Source organism: Intestinimonas sp. RTP31139st1_F5_RTP31139_211217 (assembly GCF_040226735.1).
GTDB classification, from domain to species: domain Bacteria; phylum Bacillota; class Clostridia; order Oscillospirales; family Oscillospiraceae; genus Intestinimonas; species Intestinimonas butyriciproducens.
The window spans coordinates 22,311-44,971 of record NZ_JBCOAQ010000017.1 but is presented as its reverse complement, the minus strand read 5'-3'; the positions used below and the strand labels follow the sequence as shown (position 1 = coordinate 44,971).

The 22,661-nt window shown below is 61.7% G+C and carries 20 protein-coding genes and 1 pseudogene; 14 read left to right on the top strand and 7 right to left on the bottom strand.

What is annotated here, in order from left to right; translation table 11 throughout:
• Positions 1-91: 91 nt before the first annotated feature.
• Together ABUA09_RS11350 and ABUA09_RS11345 are read right to left on the bottom strand one after the other, a co-directional pair.
• Complete coding sequence (locus ABUA09_RS11350; protein ID WP_195416827.1) at positions 92-820, bottom strand: NAD-dependent protein deacylase; 729 nt, start codon at positions 818-820, stop codon at positions 92-94.
• On the bottom strand, positions 817-3,411 hold the full coding sequence (locus ABUA09_RS11345; RefSeq protein ID WP_349949368.1) for a diguanylate cyclase domain-containing protein: 2,595 nt from the start codon (positions 3,409-3,411) through the stop codon (positions 817-819). The genes ABUA09_RS11350 and ABUA09_RS11345 overlap by 4 nt, the downstream gene beginning before the upstream one ends.
• A 388-nt stretch (positions 3,412-3,799) precedes the next feature.
• On the opposite strand from ABUA09_RS11345, the gene ABUA09_RS11340 reads away from it, so the two are divergent.
• Positions 3,800-5,575: a Na/Pi cotransporter family protein gene (locus ABUA09_RS11340; RefSeq protein WP_338135495.1), complete on the top strand. Its 1,776-nt coding sequence runs from the start codon at positions 3,800-3,802 to the stop codon at positions 5,573-5,575.
• Positions 5,576-5,619: 44 nt separating this feature from the next.
• Here the strand turns inward: ABUA09_RS11340 and ABUA09_RS11335 are convergent, their stop codons facing one another.
• On the bottom strand, positions 5,620-6,420 hold the full coding sequence (locus tag ABUA09_RS11335) for a hypothetical protein (RefSeq protein ID WP_195615118.1): 801 nt from the start codon (positions 6,418-6,420) through the stop codon (positions 5,620-5,622).
• Positions 6,421-6,608: 188 nt separating this feature from the next.
• Between ABUA09_RS11335 and ABUA09_RS11330 the strand changes: the two genes are divergently transcribed.
• From ABUA09_RS11330 to ABUA09_RS11310, 5 genes and pseudogenes are all read left to right on the top strand, one after another.
• Positions 6,609-7,676 (top strand): FAD:protein FMN transferase, encoded by a 1,068-nt coding sequence (locus ABUA09_RS11330; RefSeq protein ID WP_195615119.1) that lies wholly within the window; start codon positions 6,609-6,611, stop codon positions 7,674-7,676.
• On the top strand, positions 7,657-8,058 hold the full coding sequence (locus ABUA09_RS11325; RefSeq protein ID WP_058117332.1) for a NusG domain II-containing protein: 402 nt from the start codon (positions 7,657-7,659) through the stop codon (positions 8,056-8,058). Before ABUA09_RS11330 ends, ABUA09_RS11325 begins: the two co-directional genes overlap by 20 nt.
• 14 nt (positions 8,059-8,072) lie before the next feature.
• Positions 8,073-8,588, top strand: a complete 516-nt coding sequence (locus ABUA09_RS11320; protein ID WP_058117331.1) for a Gx transporter family protein — start codon at positions 8,073-8,075, stop codon at positions 8,586-8,588.
• A gap of 86 nt (positions 8,589-8,674) precedes the next feature.
• Positions 8,675-9,946, top strand: a complete 1,272-nt coding sequence (locus tag ABUA09_RS11315) for a polysaccharide deacetylase family protein (protein ID WP_195615120.1) — start codon at positions 8,675-8,677, stop codon at positions 9,944-9,946.
• Positions 9,947-10,194: 248 nt separating this feature from the next.
• Positions 10,195-10,344: pseudogene (locus ABUA09_RS11310) on the top strand (RNA polymerase sigma factor); the annotation flags it as partial.
• A 426-nt stretch (positions 10,345-10,770) separates the two neighbouring features.
• Here the strand turns inward: ABUA09_RS11310 and ABUA09_RS11305 are convergent.
• Positions 10,771-11,937: a tRNA(Met) cytidine acetate ligase gene (locus tag ABUA09_RS11305; protein ID WP_195969534.1), complete on the bottom strand. Its 1,167-nt coding sequence runs from the start codon at positions 11,935-11,937 to the stop codon at positions 10,771-10,773.
• 154 nt (positions 11,938-12,091) lie between these two features.
• Here ABUA09_RS11305 and ABUA09_RS11300 point away from each other — a divergent pair, with 154 nt between their 5' ends.
• The 6 genes from ABUA09_RS11300 (at position 12,092) to ABUA09_RS11275 (ending at position 18,408) form a co-directional block, all read left to right on the top strand.
• Positions 12,092-13,297 (top strand): acetate/propionate family kinase, encoded by a 1,206-nt coding sequence (locus ABUA09_RS11300; protein WP_033119262.1) that lies wholly within the window; start codon positions 12,092-12,094, stop codon positions 13,295-13,297.
• A gap of 278 nt (positions 13,298-13,575) precedes the next feature.
• A complete protein-coding gene (gene gdhA / locus ABUA09_RS11295) occupies positions 13,576-14,925 on the top strand; it encodes an NADP-specific glutamate dehydrogenase (protein ID WP_058117327.1) in 1,350 nt (449 codons plus the stop codon).
• 358 nt (positions 14,926-15,283) lie between these two features.
• Positions 15,284-16,864, top strand: coding sequence for an NAD(P)/FAD-dependent oxidoreductase (locus ABUA09_RS11290; protein ID WP_349949367.1), 1,581 nt, complete (start codon positions 15,284-15,286; stop codon positions 16,862-16,864).
• A 27-nt stretch (positions 16,865-16,891) separates the two neighbouring features.
• Positions 16,892-17,347 (top strand): AlbA family DNA-binding domain-containing protein, encoded by a 456-nt coding sequence (locus ABUA09_RS11285; protein WP_033119259.1) that lies wholly within the window; start codon positions 16,892-16,894, stop codon positions 17,345-17,347.
• An 11-nt stretch (positions 17,348-17,358) separates the two neighbouring features.
• Positions 17,359-17,868: a hypothetical protein gene (locus ABUA09_RS11280; RefSeq protein WP_349949366.1), complete on the top strand. Its 510-nt coding sequence runs from the start codon at positions 17,359-17,361 to the stop codon at positions 17,866-17,868.
• A gap of 27 nt (positions 17,869-17,895) precedes the next feature.
• A complete protein-coding gene (locus ABUA09_RS11275; protein WP_349949365.1) occupies positions 17,896-18,408 on the top strand; it encodes a hypothetical protein in 513 nt (170 codons plus the stop codon).
• Positions 18,409-18,464: 56 nt separating this feature from the next.
• Here ABUA09_RS11275 and trxA read toward each other — a convergent pair whose 3' ends face one another.
• The 3 genes from trxA to ABUA09_RS11260 are packed head-to-tail and all read right to left on the bottom strand — an operon-like array spanning position 18,465 to position 19,980.
• The gene (gene trxA / locus ABUA09_RS11270; protein WP_058117324.1) at positions 18,465-18,782 is read right to left on the bottom strand and encodes a thioredoxin; all 318 of its coding nucleotides are present in this window, start codon (positions 18,780-18,782) and stop codon (positions 18,465-18,467) included.
• 53 nt (positions 18,783-18,835) lie between these two features.
• Positions 18,836-19,684, bottom strand: a complete 849-nt coding sequence (locus ABUA09_RS11265; RefSeq protein ID WP_058117323.1) for an NAD(P)/FAD-dependent oxidoreductase — start codon at positions 19,682-19,684, stop codon at positions 18,836-18,838.
• A complete protein-coding gene (locus ABUA09_RS11260; protein ID WP_033119265.1) occupies positions 19,639-19,980 on the bottom strand; it encodes an ArsR/SmtB family transcription factor in 342 nt (113 codons plus the stop codon). Before ABUA09_RS11260 ends, ABUA09_RS11265 begins: the two co-directional genes overlap by 46 nt.
• 159 nt (positions 19,981-20,139) lie before the next feature.
• Between ABUA09_RS11260 and ABUA09_RS11255 the strand changes: the two genes are divergently transcribed.
• Positions 20,140-21,216 carry a linear amide C-N hydrolase gene (locus ABUA09_RS11255; RefSeq protein WP_058117322.1) on the top strand — a complete coding sequence of 359 codons (1,077 nt, stop codon included), beginning with the start codon at positions 20,140-20,142 and terminating at the stop codon, positions 21,214-21,216.
• Between the two features lie 189 nt (positions 21,217-21,405).
• Positions 21,406-22,623, top strand: a complete 1,218-nt coding sequence (locus ABUA09_RS11250; RefSeq protein WP_058117321.1) for an S-layer homology domain-containing protein — start codon at positions 21,406-21,408, stop codon at positions 22,621-22,623.
• Positions 22,624-22,661: the final 38 nt, after the last annotated feature.

The window sequence follows — 22,661 nt, the reverse complement described above, 5'->3', positions numbered from 1 at the left end:
TCATATCTCTGTATGTCAATATATTTTTACTGTTTTTCAATAAAAATATTAAAAAAGAGCCGGACGACCCGCAGGTCGTCCGGCTGTCCGGTCAGTTCACTTGGATCTGCCCAAGCACCTCGCCGATGGGGCCGGAGATGACCAGATCGGCCCGCATGTCCATAGCGGTGGGGCTCTTATTGATGAGGACCAGCTTATCACCCTGGTAGTAGTTCACCAGTCCGGCCGCCGGATATACCACCAGAGAGGTGCCTCCGATGATCAACACCTCCGCCCGCCGAATATAGTCTACCGCCCGGTACATAAGATCGCTGTCCAGCGCCTCCTCATAGAGGACCACATCCGGCTTGAGCATCCCGCCGCAGGCGTCGCACACGGGAACGCCTTCCGCCTTCTTGACATAGCGGGCGTCAAATTCCCTGCCGCACCTAGTGCAGTAGTTACGGTGGACGGAGCCGTGGAGTTCCAGTACCTCCCGGCTGCCCGCAGCCTGGTGGAGCCCGTCTATGTTCTGTGTGATCACCGCACGCAACCTGCCCGCGCGCTCCAGCTCCGCCAGTTTTCGATGGGCGGCATTGGGCGCCGCGTCCAGATAGAGCATCCTGTCCTTATAAAAGCGATAAAACTCCTCCGGGTCCCGTTCAAAAAAGCTATGGCTGATGATCGTCTCCGGCGGATAGCGATAGCTCTGGTTGTAGAGCCCGTCCACGCTCCTGAAATCCGGGATCCCGCTCTCGGTGGATACTCCGGCTCCTCCGAAAAAGACGATGTCGTCGCTGCCGTCCAACCAGCTCTGCAGCGTCTCCAGTTCCGTTTTCATCCACTGCCTCCTCCCTCTCCCTCCACCGGGTAGCACGAGATCAGATAAGCCCCCCGCCTCCCCCGCCAGGGGATCTCGGTCGCCACCGCCTCTACCTCCCGGCCCAGCAGACGGCTGAAGATGCGCCTGCCTGTCCCGTCCGCCTGCTCATCCCCCAGAGGACAGACCGGGCAGGGGGTGTCATTGCCGAAAAAGGCACGGTAGCAAGTGTCGCCCAGCCGCAGTTCGGGTGCCGCTTTTCTCGTTCTGTCGTTAACGAACAGGACCGCGTGGGTGTCAGGATCCACCACATAAATACACGCCTGCTGATGATTCAGGATCGCGGTCAGGTCCTCTGCCACCCGCTCCGCCTTCTCCCGCGCCCGGTAGCGGACCAAGAACGTCCCCACGATGTCTGCGACCAAAGAGAGTACCTCCACCTGCTCCTTTGTCCAGACATAGGCCCCCCGGCACTCATCGAACCCCACCGTCCCCTTGAACGTGCCGCCACTGCGGACTGCGCACTGGAGCATAGCGTGAATGCCCTGGGGTTCCAAGATCATCCGTGTGCCGCTCTCCTTGGGCAGTTTGGAGACATCCCGGATATATAGTGCACCCCTTTCCTTCAGCACGTCGACGGAGTCCTTGATCGATTCCAGCTCTACGCGCTGCAGGTTGCCGATCTCCGGCTGCGTCTGCTCATCACACCATTCAAATGTGTTGCGCAGATACTGTCCGTCCTCCTCCAGCTCAAAAATATAGGCGCGGCTCACGCGCATCTTTTTCCCGATAATCTCCAGCAAAAGTGCGATGGCCTTCCCCACATCGTCCGCCTCATACAGCGTCCGGAATACATACCCGGCCAGATCTCCGGACTGGAAGCCTTCGCCCCGCTCCGATTCGATCTCTCCCCGCTCCCGGACCAGGGTCGTCCCCTTTCGCTCTGACCAGCCCATACCATGCACATAAAAGGTAACCTGGTTCTTTCCCTTGTCTTTTGCACAGTAGAGGGCGGCGTCCGCATTTCGAAAGAGGCTGTGATAGTCCTCTCCATCCTGCGGGCTCACGGCAACGCCGATGCTGCAGGAGAGGCAGTGCCTGTCCTCCCGTTCCATCAGGCGGCGGAACAATTTCAGCATCTCCTCCGCCTTTTGCGCCAAAATCTCCCGGCTCCGGACCCCGGAGAGGTAGACGCAGAACTCATCTCCGCCGATGCGGACCACGATATCCTCCCCCCGGAAGCTCCCTTTGAGGGCCCCTGCAATATCAGTGAGCACCGCGTCTCCGCCCAGATGACCGTATCGGTCGTTGACCAGCTTGAAGTCGTCCACGTCCAGAACAAAGAGCGCCCCCATCTCTCCCGGCACCATACCCTCCAGCTTCTGGGCGATCAGTTCCTGGGCAGTCCTCCTGTTGTAGATGCCGGTGAGGGTGTCCTGCTCTGCCATGCGCCGTAGCTTTTGAGTCTGGCGCTTTATGGAGTCGATGTCGATGACGATGCCCACGGCCCTCCGGCGCGTCCCCCCTTCCAGATGCTGAAGCGTGATCCGTATCCGGTACCAGGAGTGGCGGCCCTCGGCGTTTGAGATCCGCGCCTCCGCCTCCGCGTAAGGCACACCGCTCTTCACCCGCCGTGCCAGCTCATAGAGGTTTTCCCGATCCTCGGGATGGATCCGTTCATCCCACTGCGTTCCCGCCTCCGGCGTGTCCAGCAGCGGAGGATATCCGAATTTCTGCCGCCAGTTCTCGGAATATCTGACTGTGTCATGCTCCAGATCCCATTCAAAGATCACGTCATTGGTCTGGGAGGAGATGATCTGATACCGCTCCAGACTGTCCTGGAGCTTTTGCCTGGCGTGCTTGTCCTGCGTCTCATCCATGAGAATGCAGTGGAAGGCACCCTTCCCGTCTCCCTTTCTCACCAGACGACCTCTGTCCAGGACCCAGATCACCGCCCCGTCCTTCCGGCGGATGCGGTATTCGACTTCCCTGTCGGCGCCTCGGCTGAGCTGCTCCCCAATCTGTCCCCGCGTACGCTCCAGATCCTCGGGCAGAATCATTCCGGCCAATTGGCCGTCAAAGCGGTCACGCACCTCCTCACGGGTATAGCCGGCCAGGCGCAGAAATCCCTCGCTGTATTGCAGAAGACGCAGCTCCGGGCTATTGTCGCAGCAGATGATGGCCCCGGGCAGATCCAGAGACAGCAGGTCGGCCCCCGGGCCCCATCCGTCTGCGGGGCTCCGCTCCGGTCCGGAGGCCGAGGGCTCCCCCTGTACCGAGGTATGCACGTGCAGAAGCCGCATCTCATCTTCAACACAGAGGCACAACGCGGAAATCCGCAGTGCCGCTGTCCGGCGGGAGGGGTCTTCCCCCCGCACTGCGGCCGTTCCCGTCACCAGACACAGCCCCTCTCCCAAGGAAGACGGGATCAGCTCCATTCCGTCCACATACAGCCGCGCCCTTCCGTACAGGGCCTCCAGGCAGTCTTTTCCGGCCCAGTCCGTGCCCTCCGCCAGCGCAGCCCAGTCCGGCCCCAGACCCGGGTGCTCCCCATATCCGCGCACTTTCCTCTCCACAAGCTCCAGCGCGGCGCGTTCCAGTTCCATCTCCATGGGGCGCTCTCCTTTCCATCTCATGTCGGCCCTCGTGCCGCAAGAGCGTTTCCCAGCAGATCTCTCCGATTTGTCTTTATCATACCGCATCTTGCGGAAAAGGACAAGGATAACCCTGCTTTTTCTGCGCAAGGGCCGTATCCCCGTCGTCGTCCTCTTCTCCCGCCGTCTCCAGGTTTTTGACCGATTTCTACGAAAACCCCCACACGGTTTTAGCCGAAATGTAAAACTTGAGGAAAGTGCTTTACATGGGATTTACGTTTACGGAAAACACGGATATAATTTATGTTGGGGCAATGAGGCGATCCTCTCTATCTCCGTGCCCGGAGCATCGTTCCGGCCGCCCCTAACGCAATTTGACAGAGAAGTCAGATTTGGAGGCAGACAGGTGAATATAACGGACGTGATCACCCTCATCGGAGCCATCGCTACCTTCCTCTTCGGCATGTCCACCATGACCGACGGCTTGGAGAAGCTGTCCAGCGGCCGTCTGGAGGGCATATTGGAACGGCTGACCAGCAATGTGTTCCGGGGCGTCCTGCTGGGCGCGCTGGTCACCGGATTGATCCAGAGCTCCGCCGCCACCACCGTCATGTGCGTCGGCTTCGTTAACGCGGGCATCATGAAGCTGGAGCAAACCGTCGGCATCATCATGGGGGCCAATATCGGCACCACCGTCACGGCACAGCTTCTGCGCCTGGGGGATATCTCCTCCGACAACCTGCTTCTTTTGCTGCTCAAGCCCTCCGTACTGGGACCCCTCCTGGCTGCGGCGGGCGTTGTGCTGTATCTGTTCCTGCGCGGCGGGCGCAAACGCATCGTGGGGCAGATCATCCTGGGGCTGGGCCTTCTCTTTATCGGCATGAACACGATGGAGCGCGCGGTCTCCGGTCTTAAGGATCTGCCCGAATTCCAGGAGCTCTTCGTCGCTTTCTCCAATCCCCTCCTGGGGATTCTGGCGGGTGCCGCCGTCACCGCCCTGATCCAGAGCTCCTCGGCCTCTATGGGCATCCTCCAGGCCGTGAGCTCCACCGGTGTGGTTCGCTTTTACACCGCCATCCCTCTTATCATGGGGCAGAATATCGGTACCTGCGTCACCGCCATTCTCTCCTCCATCGGTGCCAGCAAAAACGCCAAACGGACGGCCATGATCCATCTTCTCTTCAACGTGATCGGCACCCTGTTCTTCCTGGCGCTCCTATATGTGGGCAACACCCTGTTCCACTTCACCTTCTGGGACAGTGTGATGAACCGGGGCTCTATCGCCAATCTGCACCTGTGCTTTAATGTCGCCTGTACCGCTCTGCTGCTGCCCTTCCACAAGATTCTGGTGAAAATCGTGGAAAAACTGGTCCCCGGGGATACCGTGGCCCCCGAGTTCAACCTGCTGGACGAGCGCTTTCTCTCCTCCCCCTCCGTGGCTCTGGACCAGGCCCGCACCGCCGTCATTACCATGGGGGAGAAGGCCCGCGAAGATTTCCTTCTGGCCGTGGAGCTGCTCTCCGACTATGATGAAAAAAAGCTGGAGCGCCTCCAGGAAAATGAGGCCACCATCGACAAGCTGGAGAACACGCTGGACAGCTATCTGGTCAAGCTGACGGACCGGGCCCTCACAGACCCGGAGAGCGCCCTGGTGTCTGAGCTGCTCCACACCCTCACCAATTTCGAGCGCATCGGCGACTACGCCGTCAATGTCTCCGAGATCGCCTCCACCATGCACCAGCGGGACATCGCCTTTTCTCCCGTGGCCAGAGATGAGATCCGGAGCCTTACCGACGCCGTCATGGAGACTTTGGACACCACCCTGACCTGCTATCGGAATCGGGACCATGCCCTGGCCCTCCATGTGGAACCGCTGGAGGAAGTGGTGGACCTCATGCAGGAGGTGCTGAAAAACCGACATATTGAGCGACTCAAGGCCGGGGCCTGTACCATCGAGTTGGGCACACAGTTCCTGGAACTGCTGATCAATCTGGAGCGTATCTCCGACCACTGCTCCAACGTGGCCATGCTCATTGTCCGTACGACCGCTCCCGTCAGTGAACATCTGCCCGACACCCATACTTACCTCAAATATCTCCATGCCGGCGGAGATCAGGAGTTCGACCGTCTCTTTGCCGAATACCGGGAAAAGTACTTCAGCCCGATCGAGATGGAGAATTAAAAAAGGGCCGCCTCCGACGATGTCGGAGGCGGCCCTTTACCAGGTTACATCAACTTCACAGTGTAATAGACCGCCATCACGAAGAGCCAAGCCACCATCACAAAAATGAGATAGTACGCAGCGGCGGTCCCAAGGATCAGCGCCGCCGCCAAAGCAGCGGCTACGATCCCACATGTGAGGTAGACCATCCCGTACCCCGCGTTTCGGCCTAATACCTGGATGCTGCGGCCGCCCAGGCGGAGGACGCCGCCGTTTTTCTGCATGGAGCGGCAGACCAGCACCGCCGCTACCAGCACCACAGCCGTCACGGCCATATAGCCGTAGACTACGGCAGCATGGCCGCCGTTGGCCTTGCGGAACAGCCAGAGCCCCAGGATACCCAGAGCCGAGAGGACCGTCACAGCAAAGAACTCATGCTGATAGAGGTAATAGACCAGTGCCAGCACCGCAATGGCCGGAACCAGTCCGCACAGGAGCTGCACACCGGAGGCATAGAACCGATAAGTGACCGCCGCGATGACCATCAGGATACCAAACGCCACGGTGAGACATCCGGGAAGCACAATGTTTTTCCCACCCCTGCGCCAGAACAGCAGCCACACCAGACAGAGCACGAAGCCCCCCGCCGTGACCCCCAGAATGGCCGGAAAGGCCGCCAACAGGGCGCCCTGGAACTCAATCTCGCCCGGCCGGGTGGTGGCGTTGATATAATAACGGTTCAGAAGAAGCAGAATAAGCTCTGCCACCACGGCGGCGCCGAACCAGATCAGCACCCGGTTGAGGGCTGCATCCTCTTTCCGGCTTTGTGCCGCGCGCTTTTCTGACACGCGTTTCTCTTTATCCATGGATCCATCTCCTTGTACGATGCTCGCAGAGACCCGGCGTCCACAGGACGACCAGTCTAACAGATGGTATTCTATCAGAAATCGCCGGGGTTTGCAACTAGAAAAAACGGATATCCCTGCTTAGGTTGTCATCAACCGGCCAATATGATACAATTATCTTATCTTTTTTAATCGGCTGTGAGGATAGTATGAAACGTCTGCTCCCCCTTTTTTTGTCGCTGTTTCTGCTTGCCGGCTGTTCCGGCGCAGATACGCCGGTCACCCAGCAGCTTTTTGCCATGAACACCACGATGACATTGACGCTTTACGGCTCACACGCCTCTGACGCTGCGCTGTCCGCCCAGCAGGCAATCAACCGTCTGGATGGCCTGTGGTCCCGCACCAAGGCATCCAGCGACGTCTCCCGTCTCAATGCCGCCGCAGGCGATCCGGCGCCGGAGACAGAGGTCGCCCCCGAAACCGGCGCTCTCCTTTCCCGCGCCCGGGAGCTGGGCGCACTGACCGGCGGCGCCCTGGACATCACCATTGCCCCCATCATGGACGCCTGGGGCTTCGGCACCACCTCCGTTTTCCAGGAGTCGGACTTCCGGGTGCCCTCCCGAACGGAGCTGGACGCTCTTCTGCCCCTGGTGGACAGCGGCAGGCTGCACGTGTCCGGCTCCGCGGAGGCCCCGCTGGCCTGGCTGGACGGCCCCGGCATGGCCGTGGATCTGGGCGCGGTGGCCAAGGGCCGCGCCGCCGACCTCCTTGTCCCCCTCCTGACGGATTCCGGCGTGACCTCCGCCATATTGGATCTGGGCGGCAACCTCACGGCGCTGGGCACGCGGCCCGACGGCACGCCCTGGCGCATCGGTGTCAAGGACCCCCGCAACACTGAAACCTACTTTTGTATCCTCTCCCTTTCCGATAAGACCTGCTCCACCTCCGGCAGCTATGAGCGGAAGTTCGAGGTGGATGGGACCACCTATCACCATATTCTTGATCCCGCCACCGGCTATCCGGCCGAAAGCGGTCTGCTCTCTGTAACGGCGGTTTCCTCTGACGGAATGCTTGCGGACGGTCTGTCCACCGCCTGCTACGTCATGGGGGCGGAGCAGTCTGTCCGGCTCTGGAGGGCGCACGGCCTGGAGGGCGCCGGTTTTGACCTGGTCCTGGTGCGGGAGGACGGCTCCGTCTGGATCACCGAGGGGGTGGAGGACGGCCTGGATTTTCGAGGTAAGGAGGCGGGGTACACCTATGAGATCATCCGCCGCTGAGCGTACCCGTCCCACGTTTTGGGACGCGCTGGTGGTCCTGGCCGTTCTGGCCGCCGCCGGATCTCTTTTGTTTCTTTTCCGCCCCCGGAGCGGCAACTTTTTGACCGCCCGGATCGTCTTAGATCATGAATTGGTGGCAGAGATCGAGCTCACTGCGCTCACCGGCCCCGTCACGCTGGAGGTGCCCGGCGCGCCCTATCCCATCACTGTGGAGGCGGAGCCCGGGCGCATCCGGATCGCCCACAGCGGCTGCCCCAACCAGGACTGCGTCCATATCGGCTGGGTCTCCCGCTCCGGCGGGCAGATCGTATGCCTGCCCAACCGCCTTGTCATCTCGGTCTCTGGGAGCGATGCGCCTGAGGTCGACGGTATAACGGGTTAGGAGGGCCGCGTATCATGAATCATTCCGTCCGCCGGCTTACCCGGTGCGCAGTGCTGACCGCCCTGGCCCTCGCCATCTCCGTGTGCGAGGGGCTTGTCCCTCTTACCGTCCTGATCCCCCTGCCCGGACTGCGGCTGGGACTGGCCAATCTGGTCACGGTCTACGCTCTGTGTATCCTCTCCTCTAGAGAGGCCCTCGCCATCCTGGTCTCCCGCTGCCTCTTGAGCGCGCTGGTGGGAGGCAATCTGACCGCCCTGGCCTTCTCTCTCACGGGTGGCGTGTTTGCGTTGCTCACAATGTGGGCACTGCTCCACTTCCGGGGCTTCTCGCTCTTCGGCGTCTGCATCGCCGGCGCGGCCGCCCATAACGCCGGACAGATCCTGGCCGCCATCGCCGTGCTGGGCTCCCCCGCCATCGCCGTGTACCTGGCCCCGCTCCTGCTCGCCAGCGTGGCCACGGGCGCCGTCACGGGGGCCGCCTCCATCCTGCTGGTCCGCCGGATACCGCAGCCCGCCGACAGGAAATCTTAACCGATTCGTAACCGCTTTGTAGTGTTTTCTTCTCTGCCTTGTCTTATCATAGGGAGCAAGATAGAATAATAGGAGGAACTTTACCAATGAACCAGCTCAAACGCGCCTGCGCCCTGCTTTTATCCCTGGGTCTGACTCTATCCCTGGCCGCCTGCGGCAGCGGCGGAGCGCAGCCCTCCGGGACCGCCGACACCACTCCTGCGCCCTTGGAGACCGCCGCGCCGGAACCCACGCCCACCCCTGCCGCCGACCCCTACGATGCGGTGAAAAATTACTGGTCTGCGGATCAGCTCACACAGGCGTGGGGACCCGATCAGGTGGTGGAGCATCTCTTCTTTCACCCTGTCATCGCCTACCCCAAGTACGCCTTCACCGACAGCTCCGCCTCCCAGGCCCAGAAGGACGGGCTGGACGACTGGATGGTAACGGTGGACGAATACAATAAGATTCTCAACAACCTCTATGAGAGGGGTTACATTCTGGTACGGATGGAGGATGTGTGGACCGAGACCAGCGACGGTACCGGCGTCCCCCACATGGTCCGCAACACCCTCATGCTCCCCGAGGGGAAAAAGCCGCTCGTCATCTCTTTCGATGATGTGAACTACTACGACTACATGCTGGCCGAGGGGTTCACCTCAAAGCTGGTGGTGGGGGATGACGGACAGATCTGGGCCCAGTGCACCGACCCCTACACACAGGAGACCTTCCTTACCCAGGACCTGGATGCCACCCCCATCCTGGACAACTTTGTGCTGGAGCACCCCGACTTCTCCCTCAACGGCGCCAAGGCGATTTTCTCTCTCACCGGCTACCAGGGCATTTTGGGTTACCGGACCCAGAACGACCGTGACATCGCCGCCGGCTCCCCCGACCGCCCCACCTTTGAGGCTTACCGCCAGAGCGAGATCGACGCGGTAAAGCCGGTGATCCAGCGGCTCAAGGAGACGGGCTGGACCTTTGGCTCCCACACCTGGGGCCATATCAATCTCTCCACCAAGTCTTTGGAGGTGGTGAAGAACGACACCGAGCGCTGGGCCGAAGAGGTGGGCAGTCTGGTAGGCCCCACCACCATCCTCTTCTATCCCCACGGCGCCCGCCCCGACGGCAATGACGACGTCAAGCAGACCGGCCCCATGTTCCAGTACCTCCAGAGCATGGGATTCCGGGTCTTTGCCTCTGTGGGGATCGAATCCTATTCCAAGATCAAGACGGATATCTCCGCCGTCATCTGTGACCGTCTCCACCCCGACGGCACCACCCTGCGGAAGCAGCGGGACCGCTACCTCCAGTTCTACGATGCCAAGGATATCATCGACCTGGAGGTTCGCCCTGATCTGGGCGTGAATTGGGATTGACCTCCACCCTGTTTTGTCCGGCAGACGACGTCTGCCGGACAAAATTTATATGTGGGTGAAAAATTCAGTCCCTCTCTTCCCAGCGTGGTCCGCGCCGCTTACACCTGCCTGAAAAACCGTGCGGAGGCCGAGGATGTGGCCCAGGAGGTCTTCCTCATCCCCTCTGGAAAGGCCCTTCGGCGTACGGGACGGGGACCACCTGAAGGCATGGCTGCTGAAGGTCACGGCCAACAGAGGAAAAGTACCGTCTTCCCCTTCACCTGCATTACTATGAGGGCTATTCCATCCGGGAGATCGCCCGCATTCTGGTCCTGCCCGCCGCCACAGTGGGAACCCGCCTCTCCCGGGGCCGGGCCCTGCTCAAGCGAGAACTGAAGGCGGTAAGTTATGAATCTTGAACACTATCACGATGCCATAGAGCATGTGCCCTTCGACCCCGCCCTGGAGGAAAAAATCCTGGCCCGCGTGGCAGCGCGCGGCCCGCGGACGCGCCGTGCCGTCCCCTGCCGGGGGAAAGCGTCCCCGCCTCCCAGGACGCCCTGGATGGAACCAGCAGCGCCCTCAAAAAGGGGGGCTTCGTCCTCACCCTGCGGGACGGTACCGCCATCGACCTGATGGAATGCGATACCGACTTCTGAACTTACGGCTACTTCTATAAAGGGGGAGAGCTCTACATCTCCAGTTTCGATGTCACATTTACCGATCTCATCGCACTCGGGGAGATGGAATCCCTCTCCTTCTGTGGTGTGGAGATCCCCCTGGACTTTTCCGGGGCATGACCGCACGCAAATGCGGCGGGTGAGCGCCCGGCTCACCCGCCGCATTTATTGCGCTTCGCAGCGTACAGGGTTTGTGGTCCACTCCCTGCCGCAGGGCCATGGCTCTGCAAAGCACAGTCCGTAAAGGTCCGTACACCGGGCCTCCAGCTCGAAGAGCCGCCGGGCCGCAGGCTCTAAATCCCTGGCGTGGGCGGGCTTGGTGAGAATGGGGGCTTGGGCCCGCCCCTCCATCTCCCGCAGCACCGCGCGTCCCCGCTCGTTAAAGCCCAGCACCCGCAGATAGGGCGCCCGCTCCGGCCGATCCTCCGCGGCGAGGCCCAGATAGGCCCACAGCGCCAGCCTCCGGATGCGTGCGTGGGCGTATCGCTTGGTCTTTGCCAGCGCATAGAGTTCCTCCAGGCTTCGGGCCGCCCTTCCGGCCGAAATCAGCCGGGCAGCCACGCCCTCCCCACTGTCGGGAAGGCGCTCCGCCTCCTCCGGGCACATAGTCCGCAGCCGGGAGAGCACCGCGCGTTCACACCACTCCATGGAGGCCACGTCACCCTGCCAAGGTTCGGGCAGATATGCCTCCGCCCGCTGAATCTTTCCGCAGTGTAGCCATCCCCGGATGGCGGACGCCGAGGCATAGCCTCCCACCGGGGCCCCGTCGTGCTCCGCCCCCACCCGCCTCACCGCCAGGGCCCCCATCCGCTCCGGCAGGGCGCGGAGATACTCCACGGCCAAGTTATCATTGGGGCGGCTCAGGCAGAGGGCGGCCTCCCTGCCCAGCAGCTCCTCCACCGCCGCCTGCCTGCACGCGGCAAAGGGCAGCCCCTTGTCCAGGAAGCGGCGCAGAGCGGTCCGGTATTCCTCCGAGTCAAGACAGGCGGCCGCGCGGTACAGGGGCGCCGTATCGCCTCCCTCGCTCCCGAAGGACAGGGTGTCCACCACCCCTGCCGCGGCCAGTATCCCCACGCCCCCCCGCGCAAAGGACTCCGCCGAGGAGGTGGCCCAGGGCGTGGGCAGCTCCAGCACCAGATCCGCCCCACCCCGCAGGGCCATCCCCGCCCGGGTCCACTTGTCGGTAAGGGCGCACTCCCCCCGCTGGACCCAGTGGCCGCTCATGGCGCAGACCACGGCACAGTCCCCCAGTGCCCTGCGGGTCTCGGCAATCTGCCGGGCATGTCCGAGATGGAAGGGATTATATTCGGCGATGATGCCCACAATGTTCATGGCAGGAACCTCCAGGCGGAAAAAGTTTGACTTTTTTCGAAATAATGGGTTGTTCTTTTCTTCGGAATGGTCTACAATTATAATTGCTATTTTAGCGGAACACACGCCTTCTATCAAGGCGGAACCAAACTTTTTTAAGGAGCGGGATACGATTATGAAAGTCCTCGTCATCAACGCTGGCAGTTCTTCCCTCAAATATCAGCTCATGGTCCCTGAGACCAAAGAGGTCCTGGCCAAGGGTCTCTGTGAGCGCATCGGCATCGACGGCCGCCTGACCCACAAGGTGCCCGCCACCGACGGCAAGTACGAGTTCAACATCCCCATGCCCACCCACGCGGAGGCCATTCAGGCCGTCCTCGACGCTCTCACCAGCCCCGAGCACGGCGTGATCAAGAGCATGTCCGAGATCGACGCCGTCGGACACCGCGTGGTCCATGGCGGCGAGAAGTTCGCCTGCTCCGTGCTCATCGACGACGCCGTAATGGCCGCTCTGGAGGAGTGCATCCCCCTGGCCCCCCTCCACAACCCCGCCAACATCACCGGCATCCAGGCCTGCCAGAAGGTCATGCCCGGCGTCCCCATGGTGGGTGTGTTCGACACCGCCTTCCACCAGACGATGCCCCCCCGCGCGTTCATGTATGCCATTCCCTATGAGTATTACGAAAAGGATCACGTCCGCCGCTACGGCTTCCACGGCACCTCTCACCTGTACGTCTCCCGCCGTGCCGCCGATATGCTGGGCCGTCCCATTGAAGAGCTGAAGATCGTCACCTGTCATCTGGGCAACGGCTCCTCCATCTGCGCCATCGACGGCGGCAAGTCCATCGAGACGTCCATGGGCTTCACCCCCCTGGACGGTGTGCCCATGGGAACCCGTTCCGGCGCCGTGGACCCCTCCATCATCGAATTCTTGATGCACACCCACAGCCTGACCATCGACGAGGTCATGAATATCCTCAACAAGAAGTCCGGTGTGCTGGGCGTTTCCGGTGTGTCCTCCGACTTCCGCGATCTGGAGAAGGCCGCCGAAGAGGGCAATGAGCGCGCCAAGCTGGCCATCGACATGTTCTGCTATAAGGTCACCAAGCGTATCGCCTCCGCCTCCGCCGCCATGGGCGGTGTGGACGCCGTGGTGTTCACCGCCGGCGTGGGCGAAAACTCCGCCGAGCTGCGCGAGCAGATCGTGTCCAGCCTAGGCTTTATGGGCATCAAGATCGATCCTGAAAAGAACAAGGTTCGCGGCGAGGAGACCGATATCTCCGCTGCCGACGCCACTGTGCACACCCTGCTCATCCCCACCAACGAGGAACTGGTCATCGCCACCGACACCGCCGAGATCGTCTCCAAGCTGGGCAAGTAACCCCGCCCCGTGCACACCGGCCCCTTCCACGACATTCGCCGAGCCGCCTGCCGCATCCCGCGGCGGGCGGCTCTTTTGTTCTTCACCCACGTACAGCAAAAGCATTTCTTGTCCCTCCCTCCTGCACCTCCTCCTGCGCAGGGAAGAATTTATGGATTCAAACTGCAAGTTTTCATTTTTCTCTTGCATTCCGGGGCCTGCCGTCGTATAATACTCCCAACACATTTTGGTAGTCTCCATTTTTTAGGAGAGCACGCCATACAAAGGGGGTTGGCAACATGGAATTTAAAAGTGCTTACCTGCAAAACGTCTATGCCACCGTGGAGAAGAAAGATCCCCATCAGCCGGAATTCCTCCAGGCTGTGGGCGAAGTGCTGGAGTCCCTCCAGCCTGTCGTGGAGAAGCGTCCCGAGCTGGAGAAGGCGGGCGTCCTTCAGCGCATCGTGGAGCCGGAGCGTGTGGTCCAGTTCCGAGTGCCCTGGGTGGACGACCAGGGCGCCGTCCAGGTAAACCGCGGCTTCCGCGTCCAGTTCAATTCCGCCATCGGCCCCTATAAGGGCGGCCTGCGCTTCCACCCCAGCGTCAACCTGTCCATTATTAAATTTCTTGGCTTTGAACAGATTTTCAAGAACAGTCTGACCGGTCTTCCCATGGGCGGCGGCAAGGGCGGCTCCGACTTCGACCCCAAGGGCAAGAGCGACGCCGAGGTCATGCGTTTCTGTCAGTCCTTTATGACCGAGCTCCAGCGCCACATCGGCCAGTTCACCGATGTCCCCGCCGGCGATATCGGCGTGGGCGCCCGTGAGATCGGCTTCCTGTTCGGCCAGTATAAGCGCCTGCGCAACGAGTTTACCGGCGTGCTCACCGGAAAGGGTCTGACTTACGGCGGCTCTCTGGCCCGGACCGAGGCCACCGGCTATGGCCTATGCTATTTTACCAAGGAGATGCTCTCGGCCAACGGCAAATCCTTCGACGGCCAGCGGGTCGTGATCTCCGGCAGCGGCAATGTGGCCATCTACGCCAACCAGAAGGCCACGCAGCTGGGCGGCAAGGTCATCGCCATGAGCGACTCCAACGGCTATATCGTGGATGAAAACGGCATCGACTTCAAGATCATCCAGGAGATCAAGGAAGTCAAGCGCGCCCGCATCAAGACCTATCTGGACTATGTTCCCGCCGCCAAATATGTGGAGGGATGCTCGGGTATCTGGAACGTCCCCTGCGACATTGCCCTTCCCTGCGCCACACAGAACGAGCTGGACGGCGTGGCCGCCCAGGCCTTGGTGAAAAACGGCTGTTACGCCGTGGCGGAGGGCGCCAATATGCCCTCCACTCCCGAGGCGGTGGAAATCTTCCAGCTCAACGGCGTGCTGTTCGGACCCGCCAAGGCGGCCAATGCGGGCGGTGTAGCCACCTCCGGCCTGGAGATGAGCCAGAACTCCCTGCGGCTCTCCTGGACCTTTGAAGAGGTGGACGAAAAGCTCCACGGTATCATGACGAACATTTACCACAGCGCCGCTCAGGCTGCCGAAGAATATGGTATGCCCGGCAACCTGGTGGCCGGCGCCAACATCGCCGGTTTCCTCAAGGTGGCCGACGCCATGCTCTGGCAGGGCATCGCTTACTAAGGCCGGCGCCCGACAGGCTCAGGCCGCCGTCCTTCTCTCCCCGGCTGCGGGAAACACCTCGCCACAGGGCGGGATCTGTTCCGATCCTCCGTCCCCAAAATACGCCGCACTTGCCGGATGTTTGTAAAGCAGCGGAGCGCAAACTCACTTAAATACAGCCTTTGTCAGGCGAGGTCGACCAACCAGAAAATAAGCGGTACTCGGCTTTGGGGCCGAGTACCGCTTATTTTTGCGCTTATGCAAATACAATATGATGAAGTCTGGGCTGCTTTGCGCCTTCCAGGCTCCGGACAAAAGGCACGCGCCTTTTTCTTGTCACCCTGTCCTCCCTGTGGTACACTATCTGTAAGGTGATGACATGATACGAATCAGCGACCTCCCTCTCTCCCTCGACGCGGACCTTCCCGAGCTCCGGGCCAAAGCCGCACGTATGCTCCGCATTTCCCCCGACGCTGTTCAGGCCCTCACGCTTGTCCGCCAATCCATCGACGCCCGGAAAAAGTCCGACGTCCACTATGTCTGCACAGTGGACCTGTCCGCCGAGGACGAGGCCTACCTGGTCCGGCGGGCACAAAACCGGGCCGTCACGCTCCATGCGCCCCATCCCTACCGCTTTCCCGCCCCCACCCGCAGCGCATCGCTCCGGCCCGTGGTGGTGGGCATGGGCCCTGCCGGGCTCTTTACCGCCCTTTTTCTGGCGCGTGCTGGCCTGCCCCCCATTGTTTTGGAGCGGGGCCGTCCCGTGGAGCAGAGGAGCCGCGACGTATCCGCCTTTTGGGCGGGGGGTGCGCTGGACCCCGCCTCCAACGTCCAGTTCGGCGAGGGCGGGGCCGGGGCCTTCTCCGACGGAAAGCTGACCACCGGGACCCATGACCCCCGTCTTTCCGCCGTGGTGGAAGCCCTGGTGGTACACGGCGCGCCGGAGGATATCCGCTATTCCCACAAGCCCCACATCGGCACCGACGTGCTCGTGGAGGTGGTGCGGAACATCCGTCTGGAGCTGTTGCGCCTGGGCTGCGACATCCGGTTCGAACACCGTCTCTCCGGCCTCTCCATTCGGGGCGGCGTGCTCACGGCTGTAACGGTGGATGCGCCAACCGGCCCCTATACGCTGGAGACGGATGCTCTGGCGCTGGCTCCGGGCCACTCGGCCCGGGATACCTTCCGCATGCTTTTTGACGCGGGCGTCCCCATGGAACCCAAGTCTTTTGCAGTGGGCGTGCGCATCGAGCACCTGCAATCCGATATCAGCGCCGCCCAATATGGGTCGGCCTGGAAAAGGCTTCCCCCGTCGGACTATAAGCTCGCCTGTCACCTTCCCGACGGACGCTCCGCCTTCACCTTCTGCGTCTGTCCCGGCGGCGAAGTGGTCGCCGCCGCATCAGAGCCGGGGCACCTTGTGACCAATGGCATGAGCCGGAGGTCCAGAGGGGGGCGAAACTGCAACGGCGGACTGCTGGTGGGCGTCTCCCCCGCCGACTTCGCCTCCTCGCATCCCTTGGCCGGTATGCAGTTCCAGGAGCTGTGGGAGAGTCGTGCCTTTGACTTGGGCGGCGGCAGCTATTTCGCGCCCGCCCAGACCGTCGGCAGCCTGCTCTCAGGCTCCACTCCCTCCCTCTCCTCCACGGTGGAAGCCACCTATCGTCCCGGCGTGGTACCCGCCGATCTCCGCTTCTGTCTGCCCGGATTTGTCACGGATACGCTGCGGAGCGCATTGCCCCTCATGGGGAAGCGCCTGCACGGCTTTGACGCTCCGGAGGCCCTGCTGACCGGAGTGGAGACCCGCTCCTCTTCTCCGGTCCGCCTGCTGCGCGGCGCGGACCTCCAGTCGCCGGTCCGCGGCCTCTATCCCTGCGGAGAGGGCGGCGGCTGGGCCGGCGGGATCATGAGTGCCGCCGCGGATGGGATCCGTGTGGCGGAGCGGATCGCCGCACCCTGAAATATCGATCATCGGGAGGTGTTCCCCTTGCTGGACCTCAACCATATCGAGCAATACCGGGAAAATAACCGCCTGGAGGCCAAGCTGGCCACCGGGGGACTGCCCCACAGCATTTGGGAGACCTATTCCGCTTTTGCCAACAGCTACGGCGGGCTCATCCTTCTGGGCGTGGAGGAGCGTCCCGACCACAGCCTTCGGGTCCAGGGCCTGCTGGAGCCCCACGAAATGGCGAAGGAGTTCTGGCGCATGGTCAGCGACCCTCAGGTGGTCAGCGTCAATATTTTACGTCCGGAGGACGTCTGGGTGGCGGGCACCGACGACGGCGCCGTGCTGGTGATCCAGGTCCCGCCCGGGGAACGGGACCAGCTCCCCGTCTATCTGGGGCAGGACCCCTTCCATGGCTCCTATCGCCGCAGTGGAGACGGGGACTACCACTGCACCCGGGCCGAGGTCCAGGCCATGCTGGGCGCGCGGACACACTGAGGAGGGCGCCGATGGATTTTTCCTGCTGGCAGGCTGCCCTGCCCAAATATGACGTGATCGCGGTCCTGGGCCGCAGTGCCGTCCTCCCGGGCGGTGCTCTGATCGAGCTGCTGGGGTTTTTGCTTCAAGAGAAAACGCTGCGGCTGTATCTGCTTCAATACGACGGCGAGGCCTGGCGGCAGGAGCGGGACGCGCTCCCCCGTCCTCCCCGCACTCCCGCCACCAACCGCCGGAAGCTCACCCGCCGGGCAGGAGATTCTTACCGCCCCCCGCTTCCGCATATCTCACGGATGGCCCTGGATGACCGCGTCCTCTCCATTGCCTCCGCCTCCAGCGGGCGGCTGTCCGGCGATCTCTTCCAAGGGGCACCGGAGGACATGCTGACCGTCCACGAATTTCTCCGGGCCGGCTGTCCGATCTCCGCGCCGTTGCAAGGGGCGGACCTCCCGGGCGTCTGGCTGACCTGCCTGGAATTTCAGGGGGAATTTGACACCATACCCCCGGTCGGACCGGATTGCTAGGTCTCTCTGACCCTAGGGGTGGAATGGGTGCAGTACCCCGCCGGGAAGCGGCTGACCCTGCAGGTGGGAAAAGGCCGTCCCCGCCCCCTCACCTGCGGCAGCGGCCCCCAGGCCGTCCGCTTCTACATCCACAACGTCTACCTCCAAGACCTGTACGGCGACGTGGAGACGCTGCTCTCCGATCCCAGGCGTTATGAGGGCCTTCCGCCGGAGGAGGCGGAGAGGGCAAAGCGGGACATTCACGCACATGTGCAGCAGCTCTGTCCCCCGGGGATGCGCCTGCCCGTGGTGGAGTATGAGACGGAGCATGCCTCTCTGCAGTTCTATTCCCGGGCCTTTTTGCGCCAGGCTCCGGTCTCCGCCGCCTCTTCCGTAGGGTTTGTCCTGAAGCCGGAGCATCCCACCGGCAGCCACGGTCTCCCCTTGCGGGCGTCCCTCCTGGAGAGCGCCGTCCCGCCGGATACAGCGTCTGTGGATGTGGAGCTGCTGCACTATCAGCTCCCGGTGCCGGAACAGACCATTTCTTTTTTGCGGATATAAAAGACCTCCTCCGCGCACTTTTGTGCAAGTGCGCGGAGGAGGTCTTTCTCTCTGCCTTACAGGTTGGCGTCCAGCGTCTGGGTGTAGACGCTGGCGGGCTGTACGCCCACCTTCCGCCCAATCTCCTTGCCGTCCTTGAAGAAGATGACGGTGGGAATGCTCATAACGCCGTACTTGCCGGCCAGCGCCTGGTTCTCATCCACGTCCACCTTACCGATGAGCGCCTTGCCCTCGTACTTCTTGCCCAGGTCCTCCACAACCGGAGCCAGCATCTTGCAGGGACCGCACCAAGTGGCCCAGAAGTCCACCATGGCGATGGGGGCAGTGGGGATTTTTTCGTTGAACTCGGATTCATTCAGATGCAGAACAGACATGATTCATTTCTCCTTTTTATAATGAAATAGATAAAATATGCATGATTTTCCTCTTACAGCCCGTCGAGATACTCGGCGGCCTTCTGTCCGGCGATCAGGCCCTCGCCGGCGGCTTTTGAAAGCTGGAGGGGCAGCCCGGTGCAGTCTCCGGCGGCAAATACGCCCGGCAGGTTGGTCCTCATCTCCCGGTCCACCCGGATATAGCCGTTTTCCAGCTCCAGCGCCGGCAGCAGATCCGTGGGCGGAATGGCGTGGCGGAGGAGGAACACGCATTGACATGGGATTTCCTCGTCCCCCGCTCTCAGGGCGGTGACGGACGCTTCGCCCACGATCTCCAGTTTGGTCGCTCTCACATAGGCAATGGCGGGGTCCAGCCCCTCCGGCGCCTTGCCTGAGACGTAGGTCACCCGGCAACCTAACCCCTGGAGAAAGTTGGCCTCCTCAGCCGCATCGGGGGCCAGCCCAACCACCACGACCTGCTTGTCTCGGTAGAGCATCCCATCACAGGTCGCGCAGTAGCTCACGCCCCGGCCCAGAAACTCCGCCTCGCCGGGGAACTTCTTCCCCCGCGAGACGCCGGTGGCCAGAATGACCGCCCCGGCCTCCTCCATATCGGTGCCGATGCTTAGATAGCATGTGTGCTCCATGGGCATGATATTCAGCACTCGTCCGTGTCTGAATTCCACGCCCATATCCTCGGCGTGCCTCTGATAAGCGTCCAAGAGCTGGGCTCCGGTAAGTCCGGGCATCCCCAGATAGTTGTCTACCCGCTCCGCCCGGTACAGAGGACTTTCCCGGTAATCGTTGCCGACCACCAGCACCGTCTTGTTCCGGACCCTGGCATTGATCGCGGCGCTCAGGCCTGCCGGACCGCCTCCGATGACCGCAATGTCATGGGACAATTATAATCACACTCCTTGTCTCCGAACAGCGCGGCCACCACAGCGGCGGCGTCCGGGTCCGACACCTCATAGTACATCTCGTTGCCCTGTCGTTCACACCGTACCACCCCCGCCGCCTTCAGGCGCATCAGGTGCTGGGAGATGGTGGACTGTGACTGCCCGGTGCCCGCCTCCATACAGCGGACATTGTGGCATCCCCCCACCAGCAGGCCCCGGACGATCTGCAGCCGCAGAGGGTGGGAAAGGGCCTTGAGCAACTCGGTCTTTTCCTCATAGAGCTCCTTGCTCTCTTCCATTGGCCTCACCTTCATTCGCTTGTTCTAATATTAGTATATTCAAATATTTTCATTTGTCAAGTCACTTTTAAAAATATTTCTTGACAAACCGGTCCTGCCGCTCTATGATGTATCTCGTTTGATTTTCAAATTATTTGATATTCAAAGGAGATTGCACACATGAAGGAAACTCTGCCCCAAGCCCCACACAAGCCGCGCAGGCTCCTCCCCAAGCTCCTGCTCGCCCTCGCCGCCGTGCTGGCCGCGCTGATGCTGGCCGTCCTGCTGCTGTTCCAGCGGGAACTGAGGACCCTGGGTACGCTGGAGCGGGTGGGGAACACCTCGCTTTTTACCATGGAGTACATCGGGGATTACGGCTTTGACGACTTTCTGGAGACAGGGGCCTCCAGCGACCCGGAGCTCATCCGCTTCATCGCTGGAAAGCTCTTGAAGGGACTGCCCATGGAGTTCGATCTGCCCGATCTGGGCTGCTCTACCTTTGCCGCCCACACCCCGGAAGGAGATGCCGTCTTCGGAAGGAATTTTGATATGTATTACTCCCCTGCGCTTTTTGTCAAAACCGCGCCGTCCAACGGCTACCGCTCCATCTCCATGGTCAATCTGGCCTATATCGGTTTTGGTGAGGACAAGCTGCCCACCGGCCTTCTGGACAGCTTTTTCTGTCTGGCCGCCCCCTATGTGCCCCTGGACGGCGTCAATGAAAAGGGCGTGGCCGTGGGCGTTCTCCTCATCGACACCGAGCCTACGAACCAACAGACGGAAAAAGTGGACATCACCACCACCACAGCCATCCGTATGATCCTGGATCAGGCTGCCACTGTGGAGGAAGCGCTGACGCTGCTGGGCGAATACGATATGCACGCCTCCGCCAACTCCTGCTACCACTTTCAGATCGCCGATGCCTCCGGGCGTGCGGTAGTGGTGGAATACATCGGAGACACAATGAACGTGGTGGAGAGCCCCCGGGCCACCAACTTCCTTCTGACTCCCGGCGATTGGGATTTCGGCACCGGGCAGGACCGCTTTGAGACCCTGACGGCCGCCATGGAGGCGGCGGAGGGCATTCTGACCGAAGAGGAGGCCATGGACCTGCTGGAGGCCGTCAGCCAGCAGCCACAGCCGGAAAAGCGCAGCTCCACCCAGTGGTCCTGTGTTTATAACCAAAGCAGAGGCACCGTCTTCATCGCGATGGGGATGGATTATGACCACCTGTACCAGTTCAGTATCTGGGACTGACAGATTTTCCCCCCAGTGCGCCGCAGTTTTTCCTGCGGCGCATTTTTTGTGCTTGTCTGTGTCGAATTTTATATGATAAGATAATTTCAGCCCTTCTCTCTATGGGCGCAGCGGGCCGTGCTCGCCGCACGGTCCGCGCTTCTCTCCTCCGCGCACACAACACCAATGGAATAAGAAGGTGCCGCCTCCATGAAAAAGACCGCCGCTCTCCTTCTGACGCTGCTGCTCTCTCTCCCGCTCTCCATCTCCGCCCTGGCCGCAGATTATCCCGACTTGGATGAGTCCCACTGGGCCTATGACGCGCTGATACGCGCCTGTGAGCTGGGGATCCTCGGCGGGATGCCGGATGGCACTGTGCAGCCCTCCGGGACGCTCACCTGGGGACAATACCTGGCCATGCTGGGCCGTGCCTTCTATCCGACTGTCTGCGACGCCCACAGCGGGGCGGACGGCCATTGGGCCATGCCCTATTATCTGGCCGCCTGTGAGGCTGGCGTGCTCCAGGCCGATGACTTTCTCCCCGTGGCCTCCGACAAACTGGACATGCCGCTCCTGCGCCGGGATGCGGCGGTGCTGCTCTCCCGTCTGCTGCCGCAGGAGCCCGCTTCCCCCGGCACGGGTTCCGCCTTTGTCGATTGGGAGACGCTCCCGGTCTGCTACCGGGAAGCCGTCTCCGCAGTCTCTGCCTGTGGGCTGATCAGCGGGATGCCGGACGGCAGCTTTCAGGGAGAAGCCCCCCTGCTCCGTGCCGACGGCGCGGTGCTTCTGCTGCGGCTGAGCGATCTGCGCGGCGGGGCGCCCTCCGCCCCAATCCCGGAGCACGAGGCGCCGGCCGCCGACCTGCCGGCCTCCCTTCCCGGCGAACAGTCCCCGTCGGAAGACCCGGACTGGCGGGTCCAGGGAGAAAATCAGGCCAAGTACCTGCGTCTCTTCGGCAGCGCCGACCAACGGCGCTTCACCACCAAGTCCGAGGCAGACGCCCGGATGAAAGAGGTGACGGTCCCCGTATGGCACCTGGACCCATCTACCGGAGAAAGGGCATCCTCCGCCTGTACCTTTACCATCCATGAAGCTCTTGCAGACGATATGACGGCCATCTTCACCGCCATCTATGAGGACCCGGAGCAGTTTCCCATCAAAAATATCGGTGGTTACCGCTGGACAGACGCCGCCAAGGGGGAGCACAACTGCGGCACCGCCGTGGATATCAACTGGGAAGAGAATTACCAGATCTATGACAGTGGACAGGTCGGCGCCGGTTCTCACTGGCTGCCCGGCGAGGATCCCTTTTCCATTCCCGCCGACGGCAGTGTGGTGCGTATTTTTGCCCAATACGGCTATAGCTGGGGCGGTACCGCCTGGGCAGGGAGCAGAGACTATATGCACTTCTCCTACATGGGGAAATAGCGTCAGGCCGCGCCCGGTGCCGCGGCCCGACGCCGCTC

What these genes read in the sequence shown, in the direction of transcription:
- ABUA09_RS11350 (WP_195416827.1), bottom strand. Translation starts at nt 820, where the DNA reads ATGAAAACGGAACTGGAGACGCTGCAGAGCTGGTTGGACGGCAGCGAC.
- ABUA09_RS11345 (WP_349949368.1), bottom strand. Translation starts at nt 3,411, where the DNA reads ATGGAGATGGAACTGGAACGCGCCGCGCTGGAGCTTGTGGAGAGGAAA.
- ABUA09_RS11335 (WP_195615118.1), bottom strand. Translation starts at nt 6,420, where the DNA reads ATGGATAAAGAGAAACGCGTGTCAGAAAAGCGCGCGGCACAAAGCCGG.
- ABUA09_RS11330 (WP_195615119.1), top strand. Translation starts at nt 6,609, where the DNA reads ATGAAACGTCTGCTCCCCCTTTTTTTGTCGCTGTTTCTGCTTGCCGGC.
- ABUA09_RS11325 (WP_058117332.1), top strand. Translation starts at nt 7,657, where the DNA reads ATGAGATCATCCGCCGCTGAGCGTACCCGTCCCACGTTTTGGGACGCG.
- ABUA09_RS11320 (WP_058117331.1), top strand. Translation starts at nt 8,073, where the DNA reads ATGAATCATTCCGTCCGCCGGCTTACCCGGTGCGCAGTGCTGACCGCC.
- ABUA09_RS11315 (WP_195615120.1), top strand. Translation starts at nt 8,675, where the DNA reads ATGAACCAGCTCAAACGCGCCTGCGCCCTGCTTTTATCCCTGGGTCTG.
- ABUA09_RS11305 (WP_195969534.1), bottom strand. Translation starts at nt 11,937, where the DNA reads ATGAACATTGTGGGCATCATCGCCGAATATAATCCCTTCCATCTCGGA.
- ABUA09_RS11300 (WP_033119262.1), top strand. Translation starts at nt 12,092, where the DNA reads ATGAAAGTCCTCGTCATCAACGCTGGCAGTTCTTCCCTCAAATATCAG.
- gdhA (WP_058117327.1), top strand. Translation starts at nt 13,576, where the DNA reads ATGGAATTTAAAAGTGCTTACCTGCAAAACGTCTATGCCACCGTGGAG.
- ABUA09_RS11290 (WP_349949367.1), top strand. Translation starts at nt 15,284, where the DNA reads ATGATACGAATCAGCGACCTCCCTCTCTCCCTCGACGCGGACCTTCCC.
- ABUA09_RS11280 (WP_349949366.1), top strand. Translation starts at nt 17,359, where the DNA reads ATGGATTTTTCCTGCTGGCAGGCTGCCCTGCCCAAATATGACGTGATC.
- trxA (WP_058117324.1), bottom strand. Translation starts at nt 18,782, where the DNA reads ATGTCTGTTCTGCATCTGAATGAATCCGAGTTCAACGAAAAAATCCCC.
- ABUA09_RS11260 (WP_033119265.1), bottom strand. Translation starts at nt 19,980, where the DNA reads ATGGAAGAGAGCAAGGAGCTCTATGAGGAAAAGACCGAGTTGCTCAAG.
- ABUA09_RS11255 (WP_058117322.1), top strand. Translation starts at nt 20,140, where the DNA reads ATGAAGGAAACTCTGCCCCAAGCCCCACACAAGCCGCGCAGGCTCCTC.
- ABUA09_RS11250 (WP_058117321.1), top strand. Translation starts at nt 21,406, where the DNA reads ATGAAAAAGACCGCCGCTCTCCTTCTGACGCTGCTGCTCTCTCTCCCG.